At 72.2% G+C, this 26,317-nt stretch carries 24 protein-coding genes; 21 read left to right on the top strand and 3 right to left on the bottom strand.

From position 1 onward, the window contains the following. Positions 1–23 precede the first annotated feature (23 nt). On the bottom strand, positions 24–734 hold the full coding sequence (locus ABZ951_RS01165; protein ID WP_344090271.1) for a DUF2470 domain-containing protein: 711 nt from the start codon (positions 732–734) through the stop codon (positions 24–26). Positions 735–925: 191 nt separating this feature from the next. On the opposite strand from ABZ951_RS01165, the gene rpsD reads away from it, so the two are divergent. Next, positions 926–1,540, top strand: coding sequence for a 30S ribosomal protein S4 (gene rpsD, locus ABZ951_RS01160; protein WP_344090274.1), 615 nt, complete (start codon positions 926–928; stop codon positions 1,538–1,540). Between the two features lie 36 nt (positions 1,541–1,576). Here rpsD and ABZ951_RS01155 read toward each other — a convergent pair whose 3' ends face one another. Continuing rightward, positions 1,577–3,853, bottom strand: a complete 2,277-nt coding sequence (locus ABZ951_RS01155) for an AAA family ATPase (RefSeq protein ID WP_344090277.1) — start codon at positions 3,851–3,853, stop codon at positions 1,577–1,579. 215 nt (positions 3,854–4,068) lie between these two features. Here ABZ951_RS01155 and ABZ951_RS01150 point away from each other — a divergent pair, with 215 nt between their 5' ends. From ABZ951_RS01150 to nusB, 14 genes are all read left to right on the top strand, one after another. Next, positions 4,069–4,512 (top strand): DUF948 domain-containing protein, encoded by a 444-nt coding sequence (locus ABZ951_RS01150; protein ID WP_344090279.1) that lies wholly within the window; start codon positions 4,069–4,071, stop codon positions 4,510–4,512. 8 nt (positions 4,513–4,520) lie between these two features. Continuing rightward, a complete protein-coding gene (locus tag ABZ951_RS01145; protein ID WP_344090281.1) occupies positions 4,521–4,847 on the top strand; it encodes a DUF6167 family protein in 327 nt (108 codons plus the stop codon). Beyond that, positions 4,847–7,516, top strand: a complete 2,670-nt coding sequence (gene alaS / locus ABZ951_RS01140) for an alanine--tRNA ligase (protein ID WP_344090283.1) — start codon at positions 4,847–4,849, stop codon at positions 7,514–7,516. The genes ABZ951_RS01145 and alaS overlap by 1 nt, the downstream gene beginning before the upstream one ends. Positions 7,517–7,520: 4 nt before the next feature. Further along, a complete protein-coding gene (ruvX, locus tag ABZ951_RS01135; protein WP_344090285.1) occupies positions 7,521–7,985 on the top strand; it encodes a Holliday junction resolvase RuvX in 465 nt (154 codons plus the stop codon). Between the two features lie 127 nt (positions 7,986–8,112). Continuing rightward, complete coding sequence (gene mltG, locus ABZ951_RS01130; protein WP_344090287.1) at positions 8,113–9,753, top strand: endolytic transglycosylase MltG; 1,641 nt, start codon at positions 8,113–8,115, stop codon at positions 9,751–9,753. Further along, positions 9,750–10,598 carry a shikimate dehydrogenase gene (locus ABZ951_RS01125; protein WP_361278370.1) on the top strand — a complete coding sequence of 283 codons (849 nt, stop codon included), beginning with the start codon at positions 9,750–9,752 and terminating at the stop codon, positions 10,596–10,598. Before mltG ends, ABZ951_RS01125 begins: the two co-directional genes overlap by 4 nt. Positions 10,599–10,763: 165 nt before the next feature. Further along, positions 10,764–11,948, top strand: a complete 1,185-nt coding sequence (gene aroC, locus ABZ951_RS01120; protein WP_344090291.1) for a chorismate synthase — start codon at positions 10,764–10,766, stop codon at positions 11,946–11,948. Continuing rightward, positions 11,945–12,481, top strand: a complete 537-nt coding sequence (locus tag ABZ951_RS01115) for a shikimate kinase (protein ID WP_344090294.1) — start codon at positions 11,945–11,947, stop codon at positions 12,479–12,481. Before aroC ends, ABZ951_RS01115 begins: the two co-directional genes overlap by 4 nt. A 7-nt stretch (positions 12,482–12,488) precedes the next feature. Further along, complete coding sequence (gene aroB, locus ABZ951_RS01110; protein WP_344090297.1) at positions 12,489–13,580, top strand: 3-dehydroquinate synthase; 1,092 nt, start codon at positions 12,489–12,491, stop codon at positions 13,578–13,580. Continuing rightward, a complete protein-coding gene (aroQ, locus tag ABZ951_RS01105; protein ID WP_344090299.1) occupies positions 13,577–14,020 on the top strand; it encodes a type II 3-dehydroquinate dehydratase in 444 nt (147 codons plus the stop codon). Before aroB ends, aroQ begins: the two co-directional genes overlap by 4 nt. Positions 14,021–14,295: 275 nt before the next feature. After that, positions 14,296–14,973: an AAA family ATPase gene (locus ABZ951_RS01100; RefSeq protein WP_344090301.1), complete on the top strand. Its 678-nt coding sequence runs from the start codon at positions 14,296–14,298 to the stop codon at positions 14,971–14,973. Positions 14,974–15,292: 319 nt separating this feature from the next. Beyond that, the gene (locus tag ABZ951_RS01095; RefSeq protein WP_344090303.1) at positions 15,293–16,402 is read left to right on the top strand and encodes a M24 family metallopeptidase; all 1,110 of its coding nucleotides are present in this window, start codon (positions 15,293–15,295) and stop codon (positions 16,400–16,402) included. A 48-nt stretch (positions 16,403–16,450) separates the two neighbouring features. Next, positions 16,451–17,017, top strand: coding sequence for an elongation factor P (gene efp / locus ABZ951_RS01090; RefSeq protein WP_344090305.1), 567 nt, complete (start codon positions 16,451–16,453; stop codon positions 17,015–17,017). Between the two features lie 2 nt (positions 17,018–17,019). Further along, positions 17,020–17,454, top strand: a complete 435-nt coding sequence (gene nusB, locus ABZ951_RS01085; protein ID WP_344090307.1) for a transcription antitermination factor NusB — start codon at positions 17,020–17,022, stop codon at positions 17,452–17,454. A 92-nt stretch (positions 17,455–17,546) separates the two neighbouring features. Here the strand turns inward: nusB and bldD are convergent, their stop codons facing one another. After that, positions 17,547–18,047 (bottom strand): transcriptional regulator BldD, encoded by a 501-nt coding sequence (bldD, locus tag ABZ951_RS01080; RefSeq protein WP_004948690.1) that lies wholly within the window; start codon positions 18,045–18,047, stop codon positions 17,547–17,549. Positions 18,048–18,277: 230 nt separating this feature from the next. Here bldD and pyrR point away from each other — a divergent pair, with 230 nt between their 5' ends. The 6 genes from pyrR to carB all read left to right on the top strand — a co-directional run bounded on the left by pyrR (position 18,278) and on the right by carB (position 26,267). After that, positions 18,278–18,853 (top strand): bifunctional pyr operon transcriptional regulator/uracil phosphoribosyltransferase PyrR, encoded by a 576-nt coding sequence (pyrR, locus tag ABZ951_RS01075; protein ID WP_344090339.1) that lies wholly within the window; start codon positions 18,278–18,280, stop codon positions 18,851–18,853. Between the two features lie 114 nt (positions 18,854–18,967). Next, the gene (locus tag ABZ951_RS01070; RefSeq protein WP_344090309.1) at positions 18,968–19,951 is read left to right on the top strand and encodes an aspartate carbamoyltransferase catalytic subunit; all 984 of its coding nucleotides are present in this window, start codon (positions 18,968–18,970) and stop codon (positions 19,949–19,951) included. Positions 19,952–19,953: 2 nt separating this feature from the next. Continuing rightward, on the top strand, positions 19,954–21,240 hold the full coding sequence (locus ABZ951_RS01065; protein WP_344090311.1) for a dihydroorotase: 1,287 nt from the start codon (positions 19,954–19,956) through the stop codon (positions 21,238–21,240). After that, on the top strand, positions 21,237–21,809 hold the full coding sequence (locus ABZ951_RS01060; protein WP_344090314.1) for a hypothetical protein: 573 nt from the start codon (positions 21,237–21,239) through the stop codon (positions 21,807–21,809). Before ABZ951_RS01065 ends, ABZ951_RS01060 begins: the two co-directional genes overlap by 4 nt. Further along, the gene (gene carA / locus ABZ951_RS01055; RefSeq protein WP_344090316.1) at positions 21,806–22,963 is read left to right on the top strand and encodes a glutamine-hydrolyzing carbamoyl-phosphate synthase small subunit; all 1,158 of its coding nucleotides are present in this window, start codon (positions 21,806–21,808) and stop codon (positions 22,961–22,963) included. The genes ABZ951_RS01060 and carA overlap by 4 nt, the downstream gene beginning before the upstream one ends. Then, positions 22,956–26,267, top strand: a complete 3,312-nt coding sequence (gene carB / locus ABZ951_RS01050; protein WP_344090318.1) for a carbamoyl-phosphate synthase large subunit — start codon at positions 22,956–22,958, stop codon at positions 26,265–26,267. Before carA ends, carB begins: the two co-directional genes overlap by 8 nt. The last annotated feature ends 50 nt before the right edge of the window (positions 26,268–26,317 follow it).

The following is a 26,317-nucleotide window of genomic DNA, read 5'->3' as shown; positions in this document are numbered from 1 at the left end:
GACGCCGGGGGAGCGGCAGCCGTTCAGCCCAGCGCCGCCTCGAAGAGGGTGTGCATGGCCTTGCGCAGCCCCGCGATGTCCCGCACGGGCTCGGGGAATTCGAAGCGGGCGTCGAAGGACCGGTCGGCGGCCGAACCGGCGCCGTGGCCCGGGGTGAAGCGCACCCGCAGGCCGAAGCGGTCCAGGGCCAGCGGCACGGCCCGGTCGCTCTCGCAGCGCAGCTCCCGCTCGCCGAGCAGGGCGGACAGCGCGCGCACCTGCTCGCCGTGCGCGGAGTGCAGGTGCTGCAGCAGCTCCGCCTCGTGCTCGACGAGCGGGTCGGGCCGGGCGTGCGCGAAGTCGTCGGCCTCGACGTTCTCGGCGCCCCACAGGTCGTCGACGCTGGTGTCGCCGACCTCCAGGCGCAGCATCATCCGGCCGGGCTCGGTCACCCCGGGGACGCAGGTCAGCCAGCCGGAGAGCCAGGCGCGGCCGCGGATGCGGTTGGGCACGGAGACCGGGGCGACGTCGGTGATCTCCAGTACGGCGGACAGCTCGTCGTCCTGGGCGTGTGTGGCGGCCCGCACGGCCGGGGAATCGGCGGGGAAGACGAGGAACACCTCGCCGTCGGGGCCCACGCTGCGGGCCTCCGGCATCAGCTGCTCGGGGCGGGCGGCGTCCAGGCCGGGAATGAGCAGTACCGACGAGCATGTACTCTGTACGAGAGTTCGTGTGCGTTCGGCTGCTGACGGCATCCGCGCGATTTCTGGCCCGCTGGGACGCGGCAGACCATGAGCTGATCGGACCTCCGTCGAGTCGATGCCGTGCTGAGCATCGACATTCTCGTCTGTGTTGTCTGTGACGCGCGTGGTTTTCCCAGGGCGAGACATGCGATCTCCTTGAGTAAGGTGAGCCTAACCTAACCTACAACGGAGGTCTGGAGAACGTGCCTAACCAGTCGCGTCCCAAGGTCAAGAAGTCCCGTGCGCTCGGTATCGCGCTGACCCCGAAGGCTGTCAAGTACTTCGAGGCCCGCCCCTACCCGCCGGGTGAGCACGGCCGCGGCCGCAAGCAGAACTCGGACTACAAGGTCCGTCTGCTCGAGAAGCAGCGTCTGCGCGCCCAGTACGACATCAGCGAGCGCCAGATGGCCCGCGCCTACGACCGCGCCAAGAAGGCCGAAGGCAAGACGGGCGAGGCCCTGGTCGTCGAGCTCGAGCGCCGCCTCGACGCGCTGGTCCTGCGTTCGGGCATCGCCCGCACCATCTACCAGGCCCGCCAGATGGTCGTCCACGGCCACATCGAGGTCAACGGCGGCAAGGTCGACAAGCCGTCCTTCCGCGTCCGTCCCGACGACGTCGTGATGGTCCGCGAGCGCAGCCGCACCAAGCCGCTGTTCGAGGTCGCCCGCGCCGGTGGCTTCGCCGCCGACGGTGAGACCCCGCGCTACCTCCAGGTCAACCTGGCGGCTCTGGCGTTCCGTCTGGACCGGGACCCGAACCGCAAGGAGATCCCGGTGATCTGCGACGAGCAGCTCGTCGTCGAGTACTACGCCCGCTGATCCAGCGGTACCGCAGCTCTCTTTCGAGCGCTTCGCTCAGCCCGTCGTCTCCCCGGCCCCCGCGGCCCGGGAGCCGGCGGGCTCGTGCGTTCTCGGGGCGCGCGGGGGCCCGCCCCGGGCGCCCGGCACCCCGGCCCGCGGAGCCGCGGGGCCGCGCAGCGCCCGCGCCGTCGCCGCGTCCAGATCCAGCCGGGCCCCCTCGCGCACGCACTCCTCGTACCGCGGCCCGCCCAGGCGCTCGCGCAGCCGCCGCTCGCACAGCGCGTGCGGCGCGTTGAAGTACCGCGAACCGAACAGCGGCTGCCCCACCGAGCGCCACAGCCGGCCGGCCGCCCCCTGCAGCACCGCGGCCTCCACCGCGTTCGCGTCCCCCTCCGGGCCGGCGCCCGCGCCCAGGGTCCGGACGCCGCTCCCCGGCCCGTCCTCCTCGCACGTGACCAGCGCCAGCAGCTCGATCGCCAGGACGGCGCCCACCAGGTCCCGGAAGGCGTGGTCGGCGGCCAGGCAGTCCTCCAGCAGCGCCCGGGCCCCCGCGGTGTCCCCGCCGGTCCAGGCCGCGAACGCCAGCACGTACTGCGCGTAGGCCAGCGTCCAGCGCTCGCCGTGCTCCTCACAGACCTCCCGGACCTCCTCGCACCGGGCCACCGCCCCCGCCAGATCGCCCTGGAACGCCACCGCCATGGCCAGCTCCACCTCGGCCATCAGCACATTGCCGTTCAGCTCGCCCACCCGGCGGTAGCGGGCCAGCGCCCCGCGCAGCAGCCGCTCGGCGCGCGGCATGTCGTCCGAGACCAGGGCCAGGCAGCCGGTGCGGTGCTCGGCGTAGGCCAGGGCCCGGTCGTTGCCCGTGCGCTCCGCGAGCTCCCGGCACTCGCCCAGGGCCTGCCCCGCGCCCGCCCGGTCGCCCTGGAGGACCGCCACGTACCCCAGGACCCACAGGCTCTTCAGCCGCGTCTCCTCGTTGACGTCGCCGGCCTCCCGGGCCCGCTCCAGCCAGTACCGGCCCTCCGCGAGCCGGCCGCACCCCACCCAGCAGAACCACAGCGTCCCCGCCAGGTACTGGCCGATGTGCGCCTCCCCGGCCGCCTCCAGGCTGTACTCCATGGCGAACCGCAGATTCGGCAGCTCCGCGTCGATCCGGGCCGCGACCTCCGACTGGCGGGGGCTGAACCAGTCCAGCTCGCACCAGGTGGCCAGCCCCATGTACCAGTCGCGGTGCCGGCGCCGCATCCGCTCGGTGTCGGCGAGCGCGTCCAGCCAGCCCGCCCCGTACATCCGCACGGTGTCCAGCAGCCGGTAGCGCGGCCCCAGCGGGGTGTCCTCGCGCACCACCACCGACTGCGCCACCAGCTCCGTCAGGACGTCGAGGAGGTCCTCGGCGGGCAGCTCCGGGCCCGAGCAGACGTATTCCGCCGCCTCCAGGTCGAAGAGCCCCGCGAAGACCGTCAGCCGCGCCCACAGCAGCCGCTCGGCCGGGGTGCACAGCTCATGGCTCCAGCCGATGGCCGTGCGCAGCGTCCGGTGGCGGGGCAGGGCGTCCCGCGACCGCCCCGCCAGCAGCCGGAACCGGTCGTCCAGCCGCTCCAGCACCTGGGTCACCGACAGGGTGCCCAGCCGCCCGGCCGCCAGCTCCAGGGCCAGCGGGATGCCGTCGAGCCTGCGGCACAGCTCCGCCGTGGCCCCCGCCTCCGCGCCGTTGTCCCGGAACCGGGGCCGCACCAGGGCGGCGCGGTCCTCGAAGAGGGCGGCCGCCTCGGGCCCGGGCAGCGGCGGCAGGGCGAAGACCTGCTCGCCCGCGATCTCCAGCGGCCGCCGCGCCGCCACCAGCACCCGCAGCCCCGGCGCCCGCCGCAGCAGGTCGCGCACGAGCAGGGCGCAGTCCTCGACGAGGTGCTCACAGCCGTCCAGGACGAGCAGCAGGTGCCGCTCCGCGAGCTGTTCGAGCAGGCACTCGCGCGGCGGCCGGACCGTGTGGTCGGTCAGCCGCAGCGCCTCGGCCACCACGTGGTCGAGCAGGGCCGGATCCGTGACCGCCCCGAGCTCGGCCAGCCACGCCCCGTCGCAGAAGCGATCCTGCACAGCGGCGGCGAGCTCGGTGACCGCCCGGGTCTTGCCGACCCCGCCGACGCCCGTGACGGTCACCAGCCGGGAGTGCTCCAGATGGTCCGCCAGCGCCCGCAGCTCCGCCGCGCGGCCGAAGAACCGGCTGAGAGCGGCGGGCAGATTGCCCGGCGGCGCGGACCGGTGACGGTCCGGTACGGCGGTGCCGTGCGGCGGGGGACCGGGGAGCGGTGAGCCGGAGAGCGGTGACATGGCACACAGAGCGTACTGATGAGAATGCGCAGCGTAAACTCCGGCTGTCCCCGGCAACAATGCGGTACGGGCCCCGAGGCCCGGCGCGATAAGGTCGTACCGGGCGCCCCCTGGGCGTCCGCAGACGTTCTTTTCGGCAAGCTTCCGACAGACCTCCGACAGGCTTTCGGGTGAGAAGCGGGCCAGCGACGACGACCAGCAGGGAGCGGTGCAGCGTGTCCGGTGGAGAGGTGGCCGGGATCCTCGTGGCCGTCTTCTGGGCGATCCTCGTGTCCTTCATCGCCCTGGTGCTGGTGCGGCTCGCGCAGACGCTCAAGGCCGCCACCAAGCTGGTGGCCGACGTCAGCGAACAGGCCGTGCCGCTCCTCGCGGACGCCTCCGCGACCGTGCGCTCCGCCAACACCCAGCTCGCCCGCGTGGACTCCATCGCCGCGGACGTCCAGGAGGTCACGGCCAACGCCTCCGCGCTCTCCTCGACGGTCTCCTCCGCGTTCGGCGGCCCGCTGGTCAAGGTCGCCGCGTTCGGCTACGGCGTGCGGCGCGCGATCGGCCGCAAGGCGGCGCCCGCGCCCGAGCGCCCCGTCTTCGCCGGCCGGACCGTCGACACGACACTGCCGTCCGCCCGGCGTGGCTACCGCCGCACCCGTGGGAAGGGTTGACCCCAGAAATGTTCCGCCGCACCTTTTGGTTCACCACCGGTGTCGCAGCCGGTGTCTGGGCCACCACCAAGGTCAACCGCAAGCTCGCCAAGCTCACCCCGGAGAGCCTGGCCCTGCAGGCCGCGGACCGCGCGGTCATCGCCGGCCGCAAGGTGAAGCTCTTCGCCCTGGACGTACGCGAGGGCATGGCGCACCGTGAAGAGGCGCTCAAGGACGCGCTCGGCCTCAGCGCCGCGCCGGACCCCGAGCACCGCGAACTTCCCGAGCAGCGCCGCCTGGCCGCGCTCGAACCGAACCACCCCTACCACTCGTTCACCCGGAAAGAGGACCACTGATGGAGTCGGCTGAAATCCGCCGCCGCTGGCTGCGCTTCTTCGAGGAGCGCGGGCACACCGTCGTGCCGTCGGCGTCGCTCATCGCGGACGACCCGACGCTGCTCCTGGTCCCCGCCGGCATGGTCCCCTTCAAGCCGTACTTCCTCGGCGAGGTCAAGCCGCCCTTCCCGCGCGCCACCAGCGTGCAGAAGTGCGTCCGCACCCCGGACATCGAAGAGGTCGGCAAGACCACCCGCCACGGCACGTTCTTCCAGATGTGCGGCAACTTCTCCTTCGGCGACTACTTCAAGGAAGGCGCCATCAAGTACGCCTGGGAGCTGCTCACCAGCTCCGTGGCGGACGGCGGCTACGGCCTGGAGCCCGAGAAGCTCTGGATCACCGTCTACCTGGAGGACGACGAGGCCGAGCGCATCTGGCGCGACGTCGTCGGCGTGCCCGCCGAGCGGATCCAGCGCCTGGGCAAGAAGGACAACTACTGGTCCATGGGCGTCCCCGGCCCGTGCGGCCCCTGCTCCGAGATCAACTACGACCGCGGCCCCGAGTTCGGCGCCGAGGGCGGCCCCGCCGTCAACGACGAGCGGTACGTGGAGATCTGGAACCTGGTCTTCATGCAGTACGAGCGCGGCGCCGGCGAGGACAAGGAGAACTTCCCGATCCTCGGCGACCTGCCCAGCCAGAACATCGACACCGGCCTCGGCCTCGAGCGCCTCGCGATGATCCTGCAGGGCGTGCAGAACATGTACGAGACCGACACGCTGCGCGTCGTCATGGACAAGGCCACCGAGCTGACCGGCGTCCGCTACGGCGCCGCCCACGGCACCGACGTGTCGCTGCGCGTGGTCGCCGACCACATGCGCACCTCCGTCATGCTCATCGGCGACGGCGTCACCCCCGGCAACGAGGGCCGCGGCTACGTCCTGCGCCGCATCATGCGCCGCGCCGTGCGCAACATGCGCCTCCTCGGCGCCACCGGCCCGGTCGTCGCCGAGCTCGTCGACGTCGTCCTGAAGACGATGGGCGAGCAGTACCCCGAGCTGCTCACCGACCGCAAGCGCATCGAGACCGTCGCGCTCGCCGAGGAGGCCGCCTTCCTCAAGGCCCTCAAGGGCGGCACGAACATCCTCGACTCCGCCGTCACCGAGACCAAGGCCGCCGGCGGCTCGGTCCTCGGCGGCGACAAGGCGTTCCTGCTCCACGACACCTGGGGCTTCCCGATCGACCTCACCCTGGAGATGGCCGCCGAGCAGGGCCTGTCCGTGGACGAGGACGGCTTCCGCCGCCTGATGAAGGAGCAGCGGGACCGCGCCAAGGCCGACGCCAAGGCCAAGAAGACCGGCCACGCCGACCTGTCCGCCTACCGCGAGCTGGCCGACACCGCGGGCGAGACCGACTTCACCGGCTACACCCGCACCGAGAACGAGGCCACGGTCGTCGGCCTGCTCGTCGACGGCGTGCCCTCGCCCGCCGCCACCGAGGGCGACGAGGTCGAGGTCGTCCTCGACCGCACCCCCTTCTACGCCGAGGGCGGCGGCCAGCTCGCCGACCAGGGCCGGATCAAGCTCGACACCGGCGCCGTCATCGAGATCCGCGACGTGCAGAAGCCCGTCCCGGGCGTCAGCGTCCACAAGGGCGTCGTCCAGGTCGGCGAGGTGACCGTCGGCGCCGCCGTGCAGGCCACCATCGACGTCACGCGCCGCCGTGCCATCGCCCGTGCCCACAGCGCCACCCACCTCACCCACCAGGCGCTGCGCGACGCGCTGGGCCCGACGGCCGCCCAGGCCGGCTCGGAGAACTCGCCCGGCCGCTTCCGCTTCGACTTCGGCTCCCCGGCCGCCGTGCCCGGCACCGTCCTCACCGACGTCGAGCAGCGGATCAACGAGGTCCTCTCCCGGGAGCTCGACGTCCAGGCCGAGGTCATGAGCATCGACGAGGCCAAGAAGCAGGGCGCCATCGCCGAGTTCGGCGAGAAGTACGGCGAGCGCGTGCGCGTCGTGACCATCGGTGACTTCTCCAAGGAGCTGTGCGGCGGTACGCACGTCGCCAACACCGCCCAGCTGGGCCTGGTGAAGCTGCTCGGCGAGTCCTCGATCGGCTCCGGCGTGCGCCGTGTCGAGGCCCTCGTCGGCGCCGACGCCTACAACTTCCTGGCCAAGGAGCACACGGTCGTCGCCCAGCTCACCGAGCTGGTCAAGGGCCGCCCGGAGGAGCTCCCGGAGAAGATCTCCGGCATGCTCGCCAAGCTCCGGGACGCCGAGAAGGAGATCGAGCGCTACCGCGCCGAGAAGGTGCTCCAGGCCGCCGCGGGCCTCGCCGAGAGCGCCAAGGACGTCCACGGGGTGGCCCTGGCCATCGGCCGGGTGCCGGACGGCACCGGCGCCGACGACCTGCGCAAGCTCGTCCTCGACGTGCGGAGCCGGATCCAGGGCGGCCGCCCGGCCGTCGTGGCGCTGTTCACCGTCGTGAACAACCGTCCGCTGACTGTGATCGCCACCAACGAGGCCGCCCGCGAGCGTGGTCTCAAGGCCGGTGACCTGGTCCGCACCGCCGCCAAGACCCTCGGTGGCGGTGGCGGCGGCAAGCCGGACGTCGCCCAGGGCGGTGGCCAGAACGCGGACGCCCTCGACGAGGCCGTCGCCGCCGTCGAGCGCCTCGTCGCCGAAGCGGCCTGACGCCGTGCGACGCGGCAGGCGCATCGCCGTCGACGTCGGGGACGCCCGCATCGGGGTCGCCTCGTGCGACCCCGACGGGATCCTCGCCACCCCGGTGGAGACCGTGCCGGGGCGGGACATCCCGCAGGCCCACAAGCGGCTCGTGGCGATCGTCGCGGAGTACGAACCCATCGAGGTCGTCGTCGGCCTGCCCCGCTCCCTCAAGGGGGGAGAGGGGCCGGCCGCGGCCAAGGTGCGCACGTTCGCCAGGGAGATGGCCCGCCGGATGGCGCCCGTGCCGGTCCGGCTGGTCGACGAGCGGATGACGACGGTCACGGCCGCCCAGGGTCTGCGCGCCTCGGGCGTCAGCTCCAAGAAGGGCCGCTCGGTGGTGGATCAGGCCGCCGCGGTGGTCATTTTGCAGAACGCCCTGGAGATGGAGAAGGTCTCCGGCCGCCCCCCCGGCGAGCCCGTCGACGTGGTCATCTAATCGCAGTACGGTAACGTTCCGCGCTGACATGGCAGCCGTTCCCCGCCCCCCGGCCAGAACCGGAGGGCGGGGAGCCGCGCTCCCACCGAGCGCCCATCGGCTGCCGCTGTGCGGCTCTAGGGGATCGATGACTGAGTACGGCCGGGGACCCGGCTCCCAACCGTGGCATCCCGATGACCCCCTGTACGGGGACCAGGGGTACACCGGACACCAGCACCCGCAGCAGCCGCAACACCAGCAGCAGCCGCACCAGGATCAGCAGTACGGCCAGCAGGGGCAGTACGGCTGGGACTCCTCGCAGGGCACGGGAGACCCGTACGCCGGCACGCCGGGGGAGCAGTACGGGCAGCAGCCCGCCGACCCCTACTCCGGCGCCCGGCCGGACTACTACGGCACGCCGGACGCCTACCCGCCGCCGCAGCCGCCGCACCTGCGTCAACAGCAGGAGCAGCAGCAGGCGCACCAGGGCCAGCAGCAGCACGGCCAGCAGCAGCACGGGCAACAGCAGCAGCCGCCTCAGCAGGAGGAATGGCGCTCGGAGCCCACCGAGGAGAAGCTCTCCCTCTTCGACGACCGCCCCGAGCCCGCCGCGACCGACGCGGACGGCGCGGACGGCGGCGCCGACGAGGACGCCCCGCGCGAGGAGCGCTCGCGCAGCCGGCGCGGCGGCGCCAAGCCCAACAAGAAGAACAAGCGCCGCAGCGGCACGGCCTGCCTCGTCGTGGCCGTGGTGCTGCTCGGTGTCGTGGGCGGCGGCGGGTACCTCGCCTACGACTACTGGCAGACCCACTTCGGCGCGGCGCCCGACTACTCGGGCGAGGGGACGGGCGAGGTCCAGGTCGAGATCCCCAAGGGCTCCAGCCTCACCGGGATGGGCAAGGTCCTGGAGCAGGCCGGCGTGGTCAAGAGCGTCGGCGCCTTCACCGAGGCGGCCGGGAAGGCCCCCAAGGGCGCGGCGATCCAGGCGGGCACTTACACCCTGCGCAAGGAGATGTCGGGTTCGGCGGCCGTCGCGATGATGACCAACGCCGGGAACTTCCTCACCATCGGCGAAGGACGCCGGGCCGTGCAGATCTACGCCGCGATCGACCAGAAGCTCGGCCTCCAGCAGGGCACGACCGAGGGCGTCGCCAAGAGCCGGGTCAAGGAACTCGGCCTGCCCGCCTGGGCCAACAGCGACCCGAAGATCAAGAACCCGCTTGAAGGCTTCCTCTACCCGTCGCAGTACAGCGCGGCCAAGGGCACCAAGCCGGAGGCCATCCTCAAGCAGATGGTCGCGCGGGCCAACGAGAACTACGCCAAGGTGGATCTGGAGGGCAAGGCCAAGGAACTGGGCCTGAAGTCCCCGCTCCAGCTCATCACCGTGGCGAGCATGGTCAACGCGGAAGGCATGACGCACGACGACTTCCGCAAGATGGCGCGGGTGATATACAACCGCCTCAAGCCGACCAACACCGAGACGAACGGCAAGCTGGAGTTCGACTCGACGTACAACTACCTGAAGAACCAGAGCAAGCTGGATCTCAGCCCCAAGCAGCTCCGGTCCTTCGACGACCCGTACAACACGTACTTCTACAAGGGTCTGACGCCCGGCCCCATCGGCAACCCCGGCGCCGAGGCGCTGAAGGCCGCGATGGACCCCGAGCCGGGTGACTGGTACTACTTCGTCTCCATCGACGGCAAGACCAGGTTCACCAAGAACCTGCAGGAGCACCAGAAGCTCGTGCAGGAGTTCAACGACAGCCAGAAGGCGAAGAAGCAGGGATGAGTGACCCGAGGGAGCACCGCCACCGCGCGGCGGTGCTCGGTTCGCCGATCGCCCACTCGCTCTCCCCGGTCCTGCACCGCGCCGCCTACGCGGAGCTGGGCCTGGGGGAGTGGGCGTACGACCGCTTCGAGGTCGACGAGGCCGCGCTGCCCGGCTTCCTCGACGGGCTCGACGGCACCTGGGCGGGGCTCTCCCTGACCATGCCGCTCAAGCGGGCCGTCATCCCGCTGCTGGACGCGGTCAGTGACACCGCGGCCTCCGTCGAGGCCGTCAACACCGTCGTCCTCACCGACGACGGCCGCCGGTTCGGCGACAACACCGACATCCCCGGCATCGCGGCGGCCCTGCGCGAGCGCGGCGTCGAGCGGGTCGGCTCCGCCGCCGTGCTCGGCGCCGGCGCCACCGCCTCCTCCGCCCTGGCCGCCCTCGCCGGGATCTGCGCCGGTGAGGTCACCGTCTACGTGCGCAGCGCGGCGCGCGCCGCGGAGATGCGCGCGTGGGGGGAGCGCCTCGGCGTCGCCGTGACGACCGCCGACTTCTCCCGGGCGGCCGAGGCCCTCACCGCGCCGCTCGTCGTCGCCACGACCCCGGCGGGTGCCACCGACGGCCTCGCGGAGGCCGTCCCGAGCCGCCCCGGCACCCTCTTCGACGTGCTGTACGAGCCGTGGCCGACGCCGCTGGCCGCCGCCTGGTCGGCCCGCGGGGGCGCGGTGCTCGGCGGCCTGGACCTGCTGGTCCACCAGGCGGTGCTCCAGGTCGAGCGGATGACCGGCGCCCCCACGGCCCCGCTCGCCGCGATGCGGGCCGCGGGCGAGGCGGCGCTGGCTGCCCGGGCCGGGCACTGACCTGACCCGGTCCGTCCACAACCCGGACCTGCGGCCGGGAAAGCCCCCGGGCCATGGGAGGATCTGAGGTGGCGGGCCAGGGCCGCGCCGACCCGGCCGCGCGCCGGGAGGTTCCCCCGGGCCGCGCCGCCGCATGATCTTGAGGGCGCGAGCAGAGGAGTCCCGTTGAGCAGGTTGCGCTGGCTGACGGCCGGAGAGTCGCATGGTCCGGCACTGGTGGCCACGCTGGAGGGTCTCCCCGCCGGCGTGCCGATCACCACCGACATGGTGGCGGACCACCTGGCCCGGCGGCGCCTCGGCTACGGGCGCGGCGCCCGGATGAAGTTCGAGCGCGACGAGGTCACCTTCATCGGCGGCGTCCGCCACGGCCTGACGATGGGCTCCCCGGTCGCCGTCATGGTGGGCAACACCGAGTGGCCCAAGTGGGAGAAGGTCATGTCGGCCGACCCGGTCGACCCGGCCGAGCTCGCCGCGCTGGCCCGCAACGCCCCGCTGACCCGCCCCCGCCCCGGCCACGCCGACCTCGCGGGCATGCAGAAGTACGGTTTCGACGAGGCCCGGCCGGTCCTGGAGCGCGCCTCCGCGCGTGAGACCGCCGCCCGCGTCGCCCTCGGCGCCGTCGCCCGCTCCTACCTCAAGGAGACGGCCGGCATCGAGATCGTCTCCCACGTGGTGGAGCTCGCCGCGGCCAAGGCCCCCTACGGCGTGTACCCGAAGCCCTCCGACGTCGAGAAGCTCGACGCCGACCCGGTGCGCTGCCTGGACGGGGCGGCGAGCGAGGCGATGGTCGCCGAGATCGACCAGGCCCACAAGGACGGTGACACCCTCGGCGGCGTCGTCGAGGTCCTCGCCTACGGCGTGCCCGTCGGCCTCGGCTCGCACGTGCACTGGGACCGCCGGCTCGACGCCCGGCTCGCCGCCGCGCTGATGGGCATCCAGGCCATCAAGGGCGTCGAGGTCGGCGACGGCTTCGACCTGGCCCGGGTGCCCGGCTCGAAGGCCCACGACGAGATCGTCGCCACCGACGAGGGGCTGCGCCGCGCCTCCGGCCGCTCCGGCGGCACCGAGGGCGGTCTGACCACCGGCGAGCTGCTGCGCGTCCGGGCGGCGATGAAGCCGATCGCGACCGTGCCGCGCGCCCTGGCCACCGTCGACGTGGTCACCGGCGAGGCGACGCAGGCGCACCACCAGCGCTCCGACGTGTGCGCCGTGCCGGCCGCGGGCATCGTGGCCGAGGCCATGGTCGCCCTGGTGCTGGCCGACGCCGTCGCGGAGAAGTTCGGCGGCGACAGCGTGACCGAGACCCGCCGCAACGTCCGCGGCTACCTCGACAACCTGGCCATCAAGTGACCTCGCCCCTCGTCGTCCTGGTCGGCCCCCCCGGGGCCGGCAAGTCCACCATCGGCGCCCTGCTCGCCCAGCGGCTGGGCACCGGTTACCGCGACACCGACGCCGACATCGAGCGGACCGCCGGCAAGCCCATCCCGGAGATCTTCATCGACGAGGGCGAGCCGCACTTCCGCGCACTGGAGCGGCAGGCCGTGCGCGCCGCCGTCGGAGAGCACCCCGGGGTGCTCTCCCTCGGCGGCGGCGCCGTCATGGACGACGGCACCCGCGCCCTGCTCAAGGGGCTGCCGGTCGTCTTCCTCGACGTCGAACTGGCCGACGCCGTGCGCCGGGTGGGTCTGGACGCCCCCCGGCCGCTGCTCGCGGTCAACCCGCGGCAGCGCTGGCGCGAGCTGATGGAGGCGCGCCGCCCCCTGTACACCGAGGTGGCCCGCGCCACCGTCAGCACGGGCGGCCGGACCCCGGCCGAGGTCGCCGACGCCGTCCTTAAGGCACTGGCGCCGCCCCCCGCCCGCACCCCCGACACCCCGCAGTGAGGAACGCATGACCGACGCCCCCACCCGCATCCAGGTCGCCGGCAGCGCGGGCACCGAGCCGTACGAGGTCCTGATCGGGCGCCAGCTGCTGGACGAGCTGCCCGGCCTCATCGGCACCCGGGCCCGGCGCGTGGCCGTGCTGCACCCCGAGGCGCTCGCCGAGACCGGGGAGGTGCTGCGCGCGGACCTGGCCGCACAGGGCTACGAGGCCATCGCGATCCAGCTCCCCAACGCCGAGGAGGCCAAGACCGTCGAGGTCGCCGCCTACTGCTGGAAGGCGCTCGGACAGACCAGCTTCACCCGCACCGACGTCATCGTCGGCGTCGGCGGCGGTGCCACCACCGACGTGGCCGGCTTCGTCGCCGCGACGTGGCTGCGCGGGGTGCGCTGGATCGCTGTGCCCACCACCGTGCTGGGCATGGTCGACGCCGCGGTCGGCGGCAAGACCGGCATCAACACCGCCGAGGGCAAGAACCTCGTCGGCGCCTTCCACCCCCCGGCCGGTGTCCTGTGCGACCTGGCGGCCCTGGAGTCGCTGCCCGTCTACGACTACGTCAGCGGCCTCGCCGAGGTCATCAAGGCGGGCTTCATCTCCGACCCGGCCATCCTCGACCTCATCGAGGCGGACCCGGAGGCGGCCCGCTCGCCGCGGGGACCGCACACCGCGGAGCTGATCGAGCGCGCGATCCGGGTCAAGGCCGACGTCGTCTCCTCCGACCTCAAGGAGGCGGGGCTGCGCGAGATCCTCAACTACGGGCACACCCTCGCCCACGCCATCGAGAAGAACGAGCGCTACAACTGGCGCCACGGCGCGGCCGTCTCCGTCGGCATGGTCTTCGCCGCCGAGCTCGGCCGGATCGCCGGCCGCCTGGACGACGCGACCGCCGACCGCCACCGCGCGATCCTCGAATCCGTGGGCCTGCCCGTCACCTACCGCGGCGATCAGTGGCCCAAGCTGGTGGAGAACATGAAGGTCGACAAGAAGTCCCGCGGCGACCGGCTGCGCTTCATCGTCCTCGACGGGCTCGCCAAGCCCACCGTGCTGGAGAGCCCGGACCCCGCGATGCTGCTCGCCGCCCACGCGGAGATCGCTTCGTGAGCGGGCGCCGGGTGCTCGTCCTCAACGGGCCGAACCTCGGCCGCCTGGGCTCCCGCGAGCCCGACGTCTACGGCGCGACCTCCTACGCCGGCCTGGTGGCGGAGTGCACCCGGCTCGGTACGGAGCTCGGCCTCGCCGTCGAGGTCCGCGAGACCAACGACGAGGGCGAGCTGGTCCGCTGGCTGCACGAGGCCGCCGACGGCTCGGTCCCCGTGGTCATCAACCCCGGGGCCTTCACCCACTATTCGTACGCGATGCGCGACGCGGCCGCCCAGCGCACCGCGCCGCTGATCGAGGTGCACATCTCCAACCCGTACGCGCGGGAGGTGTTCCGCCACACGTCCGTGATCGCGGCGGTGGCCAGCGGGACGGTGGCCGGATTCGGCATCGGCTCGTACCGGCTGGCGCTGCGCGCCCTGGCGGAGGAACTGGCGGGCTGACGCGGGCGTTGGCCTTGCGTCGGGTACTCTCCCGTCTGGCCCGCCCGGGTGGCGGGCCGGTGGTCTTTCCCCCACCCCGCCCCTTCCCGTGACCGGGGGCAAGCCCCCGGACCCCCTGACCGTGCTGCGCGCGGTGTCCTCAAGCGCCGGACAGGCTGAAATCAGCCTGCCCGGCGCCGGGGCCCGGGGCGGAGCCCCCGGTCACGGGAAGGGGCGGGGTGGGGGAGACCTCTTCACCACGCGCCAGCCGCCCGTACGAGACGGAGTGCCACCGGATGCAGTACCCCGTGGGGCCGCCGCTGCCACCCACACCGCCCCCGGCGCCGCCCCTGCCCCCGCAGGGTCCCATGGCCACCGGGCACTTCCCGCTGCCCACGGACGCGGCCGCTTCCGCGCACGCCGCCGTCGCGCTGCTCCTCATCGGCCCGGCCGGGGCCGGGAAGACGACGGTGGCCCGGCACTGGGCGGACACCCGCCGGGTGCCCACGGCCCACATCAGCCTGGACGACGTGCGCGAATGGGTGCGGTCCGGCTTCGCCGACCCGCAGTCCGGGTGGAACGACCACTCCGAGGCGCAGTACCGCCTCGCCCGCCGCACCTGCGGCTTCGCCGCGCGCAACTTCCTCGCCAACGGCATCTCCTGCATCCTCGACGACGCCGTCTTCCCCGACCGGCCCGTCGTCGGCCTCGGCGGGTGGAAGCGCCACGTGGGCCCCGGGCTGCTCCCCGTCGTCCTCCTGCCCGGCCTGGAGGTCGTCCTGGAGCGCAACGCCGAGCGCACCGGCAACCGCCGCCTCGGCGACGAGGAAGTCGCCCGCATCCACGGCCGGATGGCCGGCTGGTACGGCTCCGGGCTGCCGATCATCGACAACTCCCAGCAGGACGTCGCCACCACCGCCCGCCTCCTGGACGACGTCGTCGCCCGTGCCCTCGCCGGCCCGCCCGGCCGGTAGGGCGTGTCTTAACGGATCAGCCCGGACCGGGCCGCGGCGCCCGGTGCCGGGGCACCTCCTGGGGGCACCCTCAGCGGTAGCCGGGGGAGGATCGCGAGGCGGAGCGTCTCCCGCGTACGGGCGTACTCGGGTGCTGCGACGACGCGGCGAGGTGCCGTGCCGGGCGGCCTCGCGGCCCAGGGCTGATCCGTAAGACCGGGCTGACCGTAAGACCCGGGCTGATCCGTAAGACACGCCCTCGCCGCCCCGCCCCCGGCCGGCTGCCCGGTCGGACGCGCTGGAACGGCCCGCCGCGGCCCCGCGCCGTACGCTCGGAAGCATGTCCGAGGTGTACGCGGCACGGCGCACGCGGCTGCGCGAGCGGTGCGAGGCCGCCGGGAGCGAGGCCGCCCTGGTGTCCGGTGGGGCCAATGTCCGGTACCTGGCCGGCGGGGCGCCGGCCGGGGCCGCTCTGCTCCTGGGCCCCGCCCAGGAGGACCTGCTGCTGTGCCCCGGCGACCCGTTCACCGGCACCCCCGGGGACCGGCCGGCCGAGGGGCTGCGGGTGCTCGTGCTGCCCGCCCCGGACGCCGACCCGGCCGTCGCGGGCGCCGAGCGGGCCGCCGAGGCCGGGGCGGGCTCGCTCGCCGTGGAGGAGCACCATCTGACCGTCGCCCGCCACCGGGCCCTGGGCTCGGTGGCGCCCAGGCTGCGCCTGGACGATCTGGGGACGGCCGTGGAGCAGCAGCGGGTGGTCAAGGACGACGAGGAGATCTCCTCGCTGCGGATCGCCGCGGAGATCGCCGACCAGGCCCTGGGCGAGCTCCTGGAGTCGATCCTCGTGGGCCGCACCGAGCGCCACCTCGCGCTGGAGCTGGAGCGCCGCCTGGTCGACCACGGCGCGGGCGGCGCGGCCTTCCCGACCTCCGTCGGCACGGGGCCGAACTCGGGTCTGGCCGGCCACGTGCCGTCCGACCGCCGGGTGGAGGAGGGCGATTTCCTCAGTGTCTGCCTGGGCGCCGACTACCGCGGCTACCGCAGCGAGGTGGCCCGCACCTTCGTCATCGGGACCACTCCGGCGGACTGGCAGATCGAGCTGTACGAGCAGGTCTTCGCAGCCCAGCGGGCCGGCCGGGAGGCCCTCGCACCGGGCACCGCGTACCGCGACGTGGACCGCGCGGCACGGGTCGTCCTGGAGGCCGCGGGCCACGGTGAACGCCTCGGACCGCGCATCGGACACGGCGTGGGACTCGAAAACGACGAGGACCCTCGGCTGACGCCTTCGGCAATGGGTAAACTGGACGCTTGCGTGCCGGTCACCGTAGATCCGGGGGTTCATCTCCCGGGGCGGGGCGGCGTCCGGATCGATGACACGCTCGTCGTCCGCCCCGAGGCGGACGGCGGACCCGAGCTACTCACCATCACGACCAAGGAGCTGCTCGCGCTCTAGCGCGAGCCTTCTGGTTCCACCAGCTTCAGCCCAGGAGATTCCGCAACCGTGGCTTCCACGAACGACCTCAAGAACGGCATGGTGCTCAAGCTCGACGGGGGCCAGCTCTGGTCCGTCGTCGAGTTCCAGCACGTCAAGCCCGGCAAGGGCCCCGCATTCGTCCGCACCAAGCTCAAGAACGTGCTGTCGGGCAAGGTCGTCGACAAGACCTTCAACGCCGGCGTCAAGGTCGAGACGGCCAACGTCGACAAGCGCGGTATGCAGTTCTCGTACATGGACGGCGAGTACTACGTGTTCATGGACATGGACACGTACGACCAGCTGCACGTCGACCGCAAGACCGTCGGTGACGCCGCCAACTTCCTGCTCGAGGGCTTCGAGGCCGTCGTCGCGAAGCACGGCGACGAGGTCCTCTACGTCGAGCTGCCGGCCGCGGTCGAGCTCGTCATCGAGCACACCGAGCCGGGTGTCCAGGGGGACCGCTCCACCGGTGGCTCCAAGCCCGCCAAGCTGGAGACCGGCTACGAGATCCAGGTCCCGCTCTTCATCACCACCGGTGAGAAGATCAAGGTCGACACGCGTACCGGTGATTACCTCGGTCGGGTGAACAGCTAACCGTGGCCGCCCGCAGCAAGGCCCGTAAGCGCGCCTTCCAGATCCTCTTCGAGGCCGATCAGCGCGGTACCACCGTGCAGACCGTCCTCGCCGACTGGATCCGGCACTCGCGCTCCGACGACCGGCAGCCGCCGGTCAACGAGTACACGATGCAGCTGGTCGAGGGATACGCGGAGCACGTGACGCGCATCGACGACCTGATCGCCGACTACGCGGTCGACTGGGACCTGGACCGCATGCCGGTCGCCGACCGGAACATCGTGCGCCTCGGCGCCTACGAGCTGATCTGGGAGGACGAAACCCCGGACGCCGTGGCGATCGACGAGGCGGTGCAGCTGGCCAAGGAGTTTTCCACCGACGACTCCCCGGCCTTCGTCAACGGCCTGCTCGGCCGCTTCAAGGAGCTCAAGCCGAGCCTGCGCCGCGACGAGCGCTGAAGAACGACAACCGCCGGGGGCGGGGAAAACCGAAAGGTTTTCCCCGCCCCCGGCGGTTGTGTTTCTTCTGGGACCCTTCTGGGACCCGGCGCTTAAGCGTCTTCGTGCTGCACGGCACGGCGGGCGTCGGCATCGAGAACGCCCCAGCTGATCAGCTGCTCGGTGAGCACCGAAGGCGACTGGTCATAGATCACCGCAAGGGTCCGCAGGTCGTCCTGGCGGATCGAGAGGACCTTGCCGTTGTAGTCGCCACGCTGGCTCTGAATGGTCGCCGCATAACGCTGGAGCGGACCCGCCTTCTCGGCCGGCACATGGGCCAGGCGCTCAAGGTCGAGGACCAGCTTCGGCGGCGGCTCAGCGGCCCCGCCCGGAGTGGTACCCGGCAGCAGCTCCTGCACCGGCACCCCGTAGAAATCGGCCAGCTCGGCCAGGCGCTGCACGGTCACGGCACGGTCGCCGCGTTCGTACGAGCCCACTACGACGGCCTTCCAGCGGCCCTGCGACTTCTCCTCTACGCCATGGAGGGAGAGGCCCTGCTGGGTGCGGATGGCGCGGAGCTTGGCCCCGAGCTGTTTGGCGTATTCGCTGGACATAAAGCTCCCCGGACACGTATAGACGAGCGGCTCCGCCGCGCGGCTGGTAACTCACTGTGAGGTTACGCAGCGTAATCTGACTTCGTCAAGCCGAATGGTCCACAGGGGCCTCCGGCAGGGGGCGGTGCGAAGGCCCGCGCCGGATGCTGGTACCGTCAATGACGTAAATCCGACGTCCTTTAAGATCCGTCCCGTGAGGCGGAGAAGGAGGTCCGTTTCGTATGGACGCAATGAGTGACGTGAACCCTTCGGGTTCCGCCCGTCCCGTGCTCGAAGCACCGGACATCGCCCGGGTCCTGACCCGTATCGCCCACGAGATCGTCGAACGCGCCAAGGGCGCCGACGACGTGGTGCTCCTCGGCATTCCGACCCGAGGCGTCTTCCTCGCCCGGCGGCTGGCCGCCAAGCTCGAGGAGATCACCGGCAACGCCGTACCGGTCGGCTCCCTCGACATCACCATGTACCGCGACGACCTGCGGCTGCGCCCGGCCCGGGCGCTGGCCCGCACCGAGATCCCCGGCGAGGGGGTCGACGGCCGTCTGGTGATCCTCGTCGACGACGTGCTCTTCTCCGGCCGGACGATCCGCGCCGCCCTCGACGCGCTCGGCGACATCGGCCGCCCGCGCGCCGTGCAGCTCGCGGTCCTCGTCGACCGGGGCCACCGCGAGCTCCCCATCCGCGCCGACTACGTCGGCAAGAACCTCCCCACGTCGCTGCGGGAGACGGTCAAGGTCCAGCTCACCGAGGAGGACGGCCGCGACAGCGTGCTCCTCGGCACGCGCGAGACCGCCCCGGCAGGCAAGTAGCGGCTTCCCCCGGACCCGGTGACCCCGGGCCCGCGCAGCCGTGCGCCCGGCCGCAGCCGAAAGTGCCGCGGCCCGCTTGTACCCCCGCATACCTCCTCGAACACGGAGTACCGGATGAAGCGCCACCTCATCTCGGCCGCCGACCTCTCGCGCGACGACGCCGTCCTGATCCTCGACACCGCCGAGGAGATGGCCCGGGTCGCCGACCGGCCGATCAAAAAACTTCCCACCCTGCGCGGCCGTACCGTCGTGAACCTCTTCTTCGAGGACTCCACGCGGACCCGCATCTCCTTCGAAGCGGCCGCCAAGCGGCTCTCCGCGGACGTCATCAACTTCTCCGCCAAGGGCTCCTCGGTCTCCAAGGGCGAGTCCCTCAAGGACACCGCCCTCACCCTGGAGGCGATGGGCGCCGACGCCGTCGTCATCCGCCACCACGCCTCCGGCGCCCCCTACCGGCTCGCCAACTCCGGCTGGATCGACGGAGCCGTCGTCAACGCCGGCGACGGCACCCACGAGCACCCCACCCAGGCCCTGCTGGACGCCTTCACCATGCGCCGCCGCCTGGTGGGCCGTGACGCCGGGCTGGGCGCCGACCTGGCCGGCCGCCGGATCACGGTCGTCGGCGACATCCTGCACAGCCGCGTGGCCCGCTCCAACGTCCACCTGCTGCACACCCTCGGCGCCCAGGTCACCCTGGTCGCCCCGCCCACCCTGGTGCCCATCGGCGTCGAGCGGTGGCCCTGCGAGGTCTCCTACGACCTGGACGCGGTCCTGCCCAAGTCCGACGCCGTGATGATGCTGCGCGTCCAGCGCGAGCGCATGAACGCCGCCTTCTTCCCCACCGAGCGCGAGTACGCCCGCCGGTACGGGCTGAACGCCGACCGGATGGCCCGGATGCCGGAACACGCCGTCGTCATGCACCCCGGCCCGATGAACCGGGGTATGGAGATCACCGCCGAGGTCGCCGACTCCGACCGCTGCACCGCGGTCGAGCAGGTCGCCAACGGCGTCAGCATCCGGATGGCCGTCCTGTACCTGCTGCTCGGCGGCGCCGAACCCGCCGTGTCCCCCGCCGCCCGCACCGAGGAGAACAACTGACCATGAGCAAGATCCTGATCCGCGGTGCGAAGGTCCTCGGCGGCGAGCCGCAGGACGTCCTGATCGACGGCGAGACCATCGAGGCGGTCGGCACCGGGCTCGACGCCGGTGGCGCCACCGTCATCGAGGCCGAGGGCAAGATCCTCCTGCCGGGCCTGGTGGACCTCCACACCCACCTGCGCGAGCCCGGCCGCGAGGACTCCGAGACGGTCCTGACCGGCACCCGCGCGGCGGCGAGCGGCGGCTACACGGCCGTCTTCGCCATGGCCAACACCTTCCCCGTCGCCGACACCGCCGGCGTCGTCGAGCAGGTCTGGCGCCTGGGCAAGGAGTCCGGCTACTGCGACGTGCAGCCCATCGGCGCCGTCACCGTCGGCCTGGAGGGCAAGCAGCTCGCCGAGCTCGGCGCCATGCACGAGTCGGCCGCCGGGGTGCGGGTCTTCTCCGACGACGGCAAGTGCGTCGACGACGCGGTGATCATGCGCCGCGCGCTGGAGTACGTGAAGGCGTTCGGCGGCGTCGTCGCCCAGCACGCCCAGGAGCCCCGGCTGACCGAGGGCGCCCAGATGAACGAGGGCGTCGTCTCCGCCGAGCTCGGCCTCGGCGGCTGGCCGGCCGTCGCCGAGGAGTCGATCATCGCCCGCGACGTGCTCCTCGCCGAGCACGTCGGCTCCCGGGTGCACATCTGCCACCTCTCCACCGCCGGCTCCGTCGAAATCGTCCGCTGGGCCAAGTCCCGCGGCATCGACGTGACCGCCGAGGTCACCCCGCACCACCTGCTCCTCACCGACGAGCTGGTGCGCTCCTACAACCCCGTCTACAAGGTCAACCCGCCGCTGCGCACGGAGGCCGACGTCATGGCCCTGCGCGAGGCCCTCGCCGACGGCACCATCGACATCGTCGCCACCGACCACGCCCCGCACCCGCACGAGGACAAGGACTGCGAGTGGGGCGCCGCGGCCATGGGCATGGTGGGGCTGGAGACCGCCCTGTCGGTCGTCCAGGCCACCATGGTCGAGACCGGCCTCCTGGACTGGGCGGGCGTCGCGGACCGCATGTCGCTGCGCCCGGCCGCCATCGGCCGCCTCGCCGGCCACGGCCGCCCCGTCGCCGCGGGGGAGCCCGCCAACCTCACCCTCCTCGATTCCGCTTACCGTGGAGTCGTGGACCCCGCGGGCTTCGCCTCCCGCAGCCGCAACACCCCCTACGAGGGCCGTGAGCTGCCGGGACGCGTCACCCACACCTTCCTGCGGGGCCGGGCGACGGTCGTGGACGGGAAACTCGCGTGACATCTGCACTGATCAATCTGGCGGCCGAGCAGAAGTCGGCGGACGTCACCGACTGGGCGGCCCGCATCGGCTGGGTCGTGGGGCTGCTGCTCTTCATCGCGCTCGTCTACTGGCTGATGCGCGAGGGCTGGAAGTGGCGCGGCACGCTCCAGGGCGACCTGCCCGAGCTGCCCGCCGTCCCCGCCGCCGCGGGCGAGGCGAAGCTGACGATGGCCGGGCGCTACCACGGCTCCACCACCGCCGGGCAGTGGCTCGACCGCATCGTCGCCCGCGGCCTGGGCACCCGCAGCCGCGCCGAGCTCACCCTGACGGACCAGGGCCTCGCCGTCCTGCGCCCCGGGGCCGAGGACTTCTTCATCCCCGCCGGGCAGCTGCGCGGCGCCCGGCTCGACAAGGGCATCGCCGGCAAGGTCCTCGCCGAGGGCGGCCTGCTGGTGATCACCTGGGAGCACGGCGGCAAGCAGCTCGACTCCGGCTTCCGCTCCGACCGGGCCGCCGAGCACACCGACTGGGTCGAAGCCCTGAACCACCAGCACCACCTGCACACCGAAACGGAAGGCGCACGATGACGACCTCCACCCAGGGGAATGCCTCGCAGAGGGAAAAGGCGCTTCCCGCCGTACTCGTCCTGGAGGACGGCCGGACCTTCCGCGGCCGCGCCTACGGGGCCGTGGGGGTGACCTTCGGCGAGGCGGTCTTCAACACCGGCATGTCCGGCTACCAGGAGACGCTGACCGACCCCTCGTACCACCGCCAGGTGGTCGTCATGACCGCTCCGCACGTCGGCAACACCGGCGTCAACGACGAGGACCCCGAGTCCGGCCGCATCTGGGTCGCCGGCTACGTGGTGCGCGACCCCGCCCGCCTCCCGTCCAACTGGCGCTCGCGCCGCTCCCTGGACGAGGAGCTCGTCGCTCAGGGCGTCGTGGGCATCAGCGGCATCGACACCCGCGCCCTGACCCGCCACCTGCGCGAGCGCGGCGCCATGCGCGTCGGAATCTTCTCCGGCAACAGCCTGCCCGACGAGGGCACGATGCTCGCCGAGGTCCGCCAGGCCCCCGAGATGACGGGCGCCGACCTGGCCGCCGAGGTCGCCACCAAGGAGACCTACGTCGTCCCCGCGATCGGCGCGAAGAAGTTCACCGTCGCCGCGGTGGACCTCGGCATCAAGGGCATGACCCCGCACCGGATGGCCGAGCGCGGCATCGAGGTGCACGTGCTGCCCGCCACCGCGACCGTCGAGGACATCTACGCCGTCAACCCCGACGGCGTGTTCTTCTCCAACGGCCCGGGCGACCCGGCCACCGCCGATCACCCCGTCTCGGTGATGCGCGGCGTCCTGGAGCGCAAGACCCCGCTCTTCGGCATCTGCTTCGGCAACCAGATCCTCGGCCGCGCCCTGGGCTTCGGCACCTACAAGCTGAAGTACGGCCACCGCGGCATCAACCAGCCCGTGCAGGACCGCACGACCGGCAAGGTCGAGGTCACCGCGCACAATCACGGTTTCGCCGTCGACGCCCCGCTCGACCGCGCCACCGACACGCCCTACGGCCGCGCGGAGGTCTCCCACGTCTGTCTCAATGACAACGTGGTCGAGGGCCTCCACCTGCTCGACCAGCCGGCGTTCAGCGTCCAGTACCACCCCGAAGCAGCAGCGGGCCCGCATGACGCCGCGTACCTCTTCGATCGCTTCGTCTCCCTGATGGAGGGCCAGCGTGCCTAAGCGCACCGACATCCAGTCCGTTCTGGTCATCGGCTCCGGCCCGATCGTCATCGGCCAGGCCGCCGAGTTCGACTACTCCGGCACCCAGGCATGCCGGGTCCTGAAGGCCGAGGGCCTGCGGGTCATCCTGGTCAACTCCAACCCGGCCACGATCATGACCGACCCGGAGATCGCCGACGCCACCTACGTCGAGCCGATCACCCCGGAGTTCGTCGAGAAGATCATCGCCAAGGAGCGCCCCGACGCGCTCCTGCCCACCCTCGGCGGCCAGACCGCGCTCAACACCGCGATCTCCATGCACGCGAACGGCGTCCTGGAGAAGTACGACGTCGAACTGATCGGCGCCAACGTCGAGGCCATCAACAAGGGCGAGGACCGCGACCTCTTCAAGGGCGTCGTCGAGGCCGTCAACGCCAAGATCGGCTACGGCGAGTCCGCCCGCTCGGTGATCTGCCACACGATGGACGAGGTCCTCGCGGGCGTCGACACCCTCGGCGGCTACCCCGTCGTCGTCCGCCCCTCCTTCACCATGGGCGGCGCCGGCTCCGGCTTCGCCCACGACGAGGCCGAGCTGCGCCGCATCGCCGGCCAGGGCCTGACGCTCTCCCCGACCACCGAGGTGCTCCTGGAGGAGTCCATCCTCGGCTGGAAGGAGTACGAGCTGGAGCTGATGCGCGACAAGAACGACAACGTCGTGGTCGTCTGCTCCATCGAGAACTTCGACCCCATGGGCGTCCACACCGGTGACTCCATCACCGTCGCCCCGGCGATGACGCTCACCGACCGCGAGTACCAGCGGCTGCGCGACATCGGCATCGCGATCATCCGCGAGGTCGGCGTCGACACCGGCGGCTGCAACATCCAGTTCGCGATCAACCCCGAAGACGGCCGGGTCATCGTCATCGAGATGAACCCCCGCGTCTCCCGGTCCTCGGCGCTCGCCTCCAAGGCCACCGGCTTCCCCATCGCGAAGATCGCCGCCCGGCTCGCCGTCGGCTACACCCTCGACGAGATCCCGAACGACATCACCGAGAAGACCCCGGCGTCCTTCGAGCCCACGCTCGACTACGTCGTCGTCAAGGTGCCCCGCTTCGCGTTCGAGAAGTTCCCGGCCGCCGACGCCACGCTGACCACCACCATGAAGTCGGTCGGCGAGGCCATGGCCATCGGCCGGAACTTCACCGAGGCGCTCCAGAAGGCGCTGCGCTCGCTGGAGAAGAAGGGCTCGCAGTTCGACTTCGTCACCGCGCCCGGCGACAAGGCGGAGCTGCTGGCCAAGGCGGGCGTGCCGACCGACGGCCGGATCAACACCGTGATGGACGCCATCCGGGCCGGCGCCACCCAGGGCGAGGTCTTCCGGGCCACCCGCATCGACCCCTGGTTCGTCGACCAGCTCTTCCTGATCCACGAGATCGCGGAGGAACTGCGCGACGCGCCCAAGCTGGAGCCGGAGATCCTCGCCGAGGCCAAGCGCCACGGCTTCTCCGACGCCCAGATCGCCGCGATCCGCGGCCTGCGCGAGGACGTCGTCCGCGAGGTCCGCCACGCGCTCGGCGTCCGCCCGGTCTACAAGACGGTCGACACCTGCGCCGCCGAGTTCGCCGCGAAGACCCCGTACTTCTACTCCTCCTACGACGAGGAGACCGAGGTCGCGCCGCGCGAGAAGCCCGCCGTGATCATCCTCGGCTCGGGCCCGAACCGCATCGGCCAGGGCATCGAGTTCGACTACTCCTGCGTCCACGCCTCCTTCGCGCTCAGCGACGCGGGCTACGAGACCGTGATGGTCAACTGCAACCCCGAGACCGTCTCCACCGACTACGACACCTCCGACCGGCTCTACTTCGAGCCGCTCACCCTGGAGGACGTCCTGGAGATCGTCCACGCCGAGACCCTCGCCGGTCCCGTCGCGGGCGTCATCGTCCAGCTCGGCGGCCAGACCCCCCTCGGCCTGGCCCAGGCCCTGAAGGACAACGGCGTGCCGATCGTCGGCACCTCGCCCGAGGCCATCGACCTCGCCGAGGAGCGCGGCGCCTTCGGCCGGGTGCTGACCGAGGCCGGCCTGCCCGCGCCGAAGTACGGCACCGCCTTCTCCTTCGAGGAGGCCAAGGGCATCGCCGCCGAGATCGGCTACCCCGTCATGGTCCGCCCGTCCTACGTGCTCGGCGGCCGCGGCATGGAGATCGTCTACGACGAGCCCTCCCTCGGCGGGTACCTGGAGCGGCACGCCGGCCTGATCTCCGAGCACCCGGTCCTCATCGACCGCTTCCTCGACGACGCCATCGAGATCGACGTCGACGCCCTCTACGACGGCCACGAGCTCTACCTCGGCGGCGTCATGGAGCACATCGAGGAAGCCGGCATCCACTCCGGCGACTCGGCCTGCGCGCTGCCCCCGATCACCCTCGGCGGCCACGACATCAAGCGGCTGCGCACCTCCACCGAGGCCATCGCCAAGGGCGTCGGCGTCCGCGGCCTGATCAACATCCAGTTCGCCATGGCCGGGGACATCCTCTACGTCCTGGAGGCCAACCCGCGCGCCTCCCGCACGGTCCCCTTCACCTCCAAGGCGACCGCGGTGCCGCTCGCCAAGGCGGCCGCCCGCATCTCGCTGGGCGCCACCGTGGCCCAGCTGCGCGCCGAGGGCATGCTGCCCAAGGAGGGCGACGGCGGCACCCTGCCGCTGGACGCGCCGATCTCCGTCAAGGAGGCCGTGATGCCCTGGAGCCGCTTCCGCGACGCCTCCGGCCGCGGCGTGGACACCGTCCTCGGCCCGGAGATGCGCTCCACCGGCGAGGTCATGGGCATCGACACGGTCTTCGGCACGGCGTACGCCAAGTCGCAGGCCGGCGCGTACGGCGCGCTGCCCACCAGCGGCCGCGCCTTCGTCTCCGTCGCCAACCGCGACAAGCGCTCGATGATCTTCCCGGCCCGGGAGCTCGTCGCCCACGGCTTCGAGCTGATGGCCACCTCCGGCACCGCCGAGGTCCTCAAGCGCAACGGCATCAACGCCACCGTGGTGCGCAAGCAGAGCGAGGGCGAGGGCCCGAACGGCGAGAAGACGATCGTCCAGCTCATCCACGACGGCCAGGTCGACCTGATCGTCAACACTCCCTACGGCACCGGCGGACGCCTCGACGGCTACGAGATCCGCACCGCCGCGGTCGCCCGCGCGGTGCCGTGCCTGACCACGGTCCAGGCCCTCGCGGCCGCCGTCCAGGGCATCGAGGCGCTCACCCGCGGCGATGTCGGCGTCCGTTCCCTCCAGGAACACGCCCGGCACCTGACCGCCGCCCGCGAGGCGTAGGGCACCCGGAGGGGGACACCGGAAGGTGTCCCCCTCTTCTTGAGCCCCCG

Source organism: Streptomyces sp. NPDC046215 (genome assembly GCF_040646215.1).
Taxonomy (GTDB): Bacteria; Actinomycetota; Actinomycetes; order Streptomycetales; family Streptomycetaceae; genus Streptomyces; species Streptomyces stramineus.
Note: the sequence above shows the minus strand (reverse complement) of the source record. Positions and strands in the feature narration are given on the sequence as shown.

Coding starts and splice junctions, on each gene's coding strand:
- ABZ951_RS01165 (WP_344090271.1), bottom strand. CDS start 734: ATGCCGTCAGCAGCCGAACGCACACGAACTCTCGTACAGAGTACATGC.
- ABZ951_RS01155 (WP_344090277.1), bottom strand. CDS start 3,853: ATGTCACCGCTCTCCGGCTCACCGCTCCCCGGTCCCCCGCCGCACGGC.
- ABZ951_RS01145 (WP_344090281.1), top strand. CDS start 4,521: ATGTTCCGCCGCACCTTTTGGTTCACCACCGGTGTCGCAGCCGGTGTC.
- alaS (WP_344090283.1), top strand. CDS start 4,847: ATGGAGTCGGCTGAAATCCGCCGCCGCTGGCTGCGCTTCTTCGAGGAG.
- mltG (WP_344090287.1), top strand. CDS start 8,113: ATGACTGAGTACGGCCGGGGACCCGGCTCCCAACCGTGGCATCCCGAT.
- ABZ951_RS01125 (WP_361278370.1), top strand. CDS start 9,750: ATGAGTGACCCGAGGGAGCACCGCCACCGCGCGGCGGTGCTCGGTTCG.
- aroB (WP_344090297.1), top strand. CDS start 12,489: ATGACCGACGCCCCCACCCGCATCCAGGTCGCCGGCAGCGCGGGCACC.
- ABZ951_RS01100 (WP_344090301.1), top strand. CDS start 14,296: ATGCAGTACCCCGTGGGGCCGCCGCTGCCACCCACACCGCCCCCGGCG.
- ABZ951_RS01095 (WP_344090303.1), top strand. CDS start 15,293: ATGTCCGAGGTGTACGCGGCACGGCGCACGCGGCTGCGCGAGCGGTGC.
- bldD (WP_004948690.1), bottom strand. CDS start 18,047: ATGTCCAGCGAATACGCCAAACAGCTCGGGGCCAAGCTCCGCGCCATC.
- pyrR (WP_344090339.1), top strand. CDS start 18,278: ATGAGTGACGTGAACCCTTCGGGTTCCGCCCGTCCCGTGCTCGAAGCA.
- ABZ951_RS01070 (WP_344090309.1), top strand. CDS start 18,968: ATGAAGCGCCACCTCATCTCGGCCGCCGACCTCTCGCGCGACGACGCC.
- ABZ951_RS01065 (WP_344090311.1), top strand. CDS start 19,954: ATGAGCAAGATCCTGATCCGCGGTGCGAAGGTCCTCGGCGGCGAGCCG.
- carA (WP_344090316.1), top strand. CDS start 21,806: ATGACGACCTCCACCCAGGGGAATGCCTCGCAGAGGGAAAAGGCGCTT.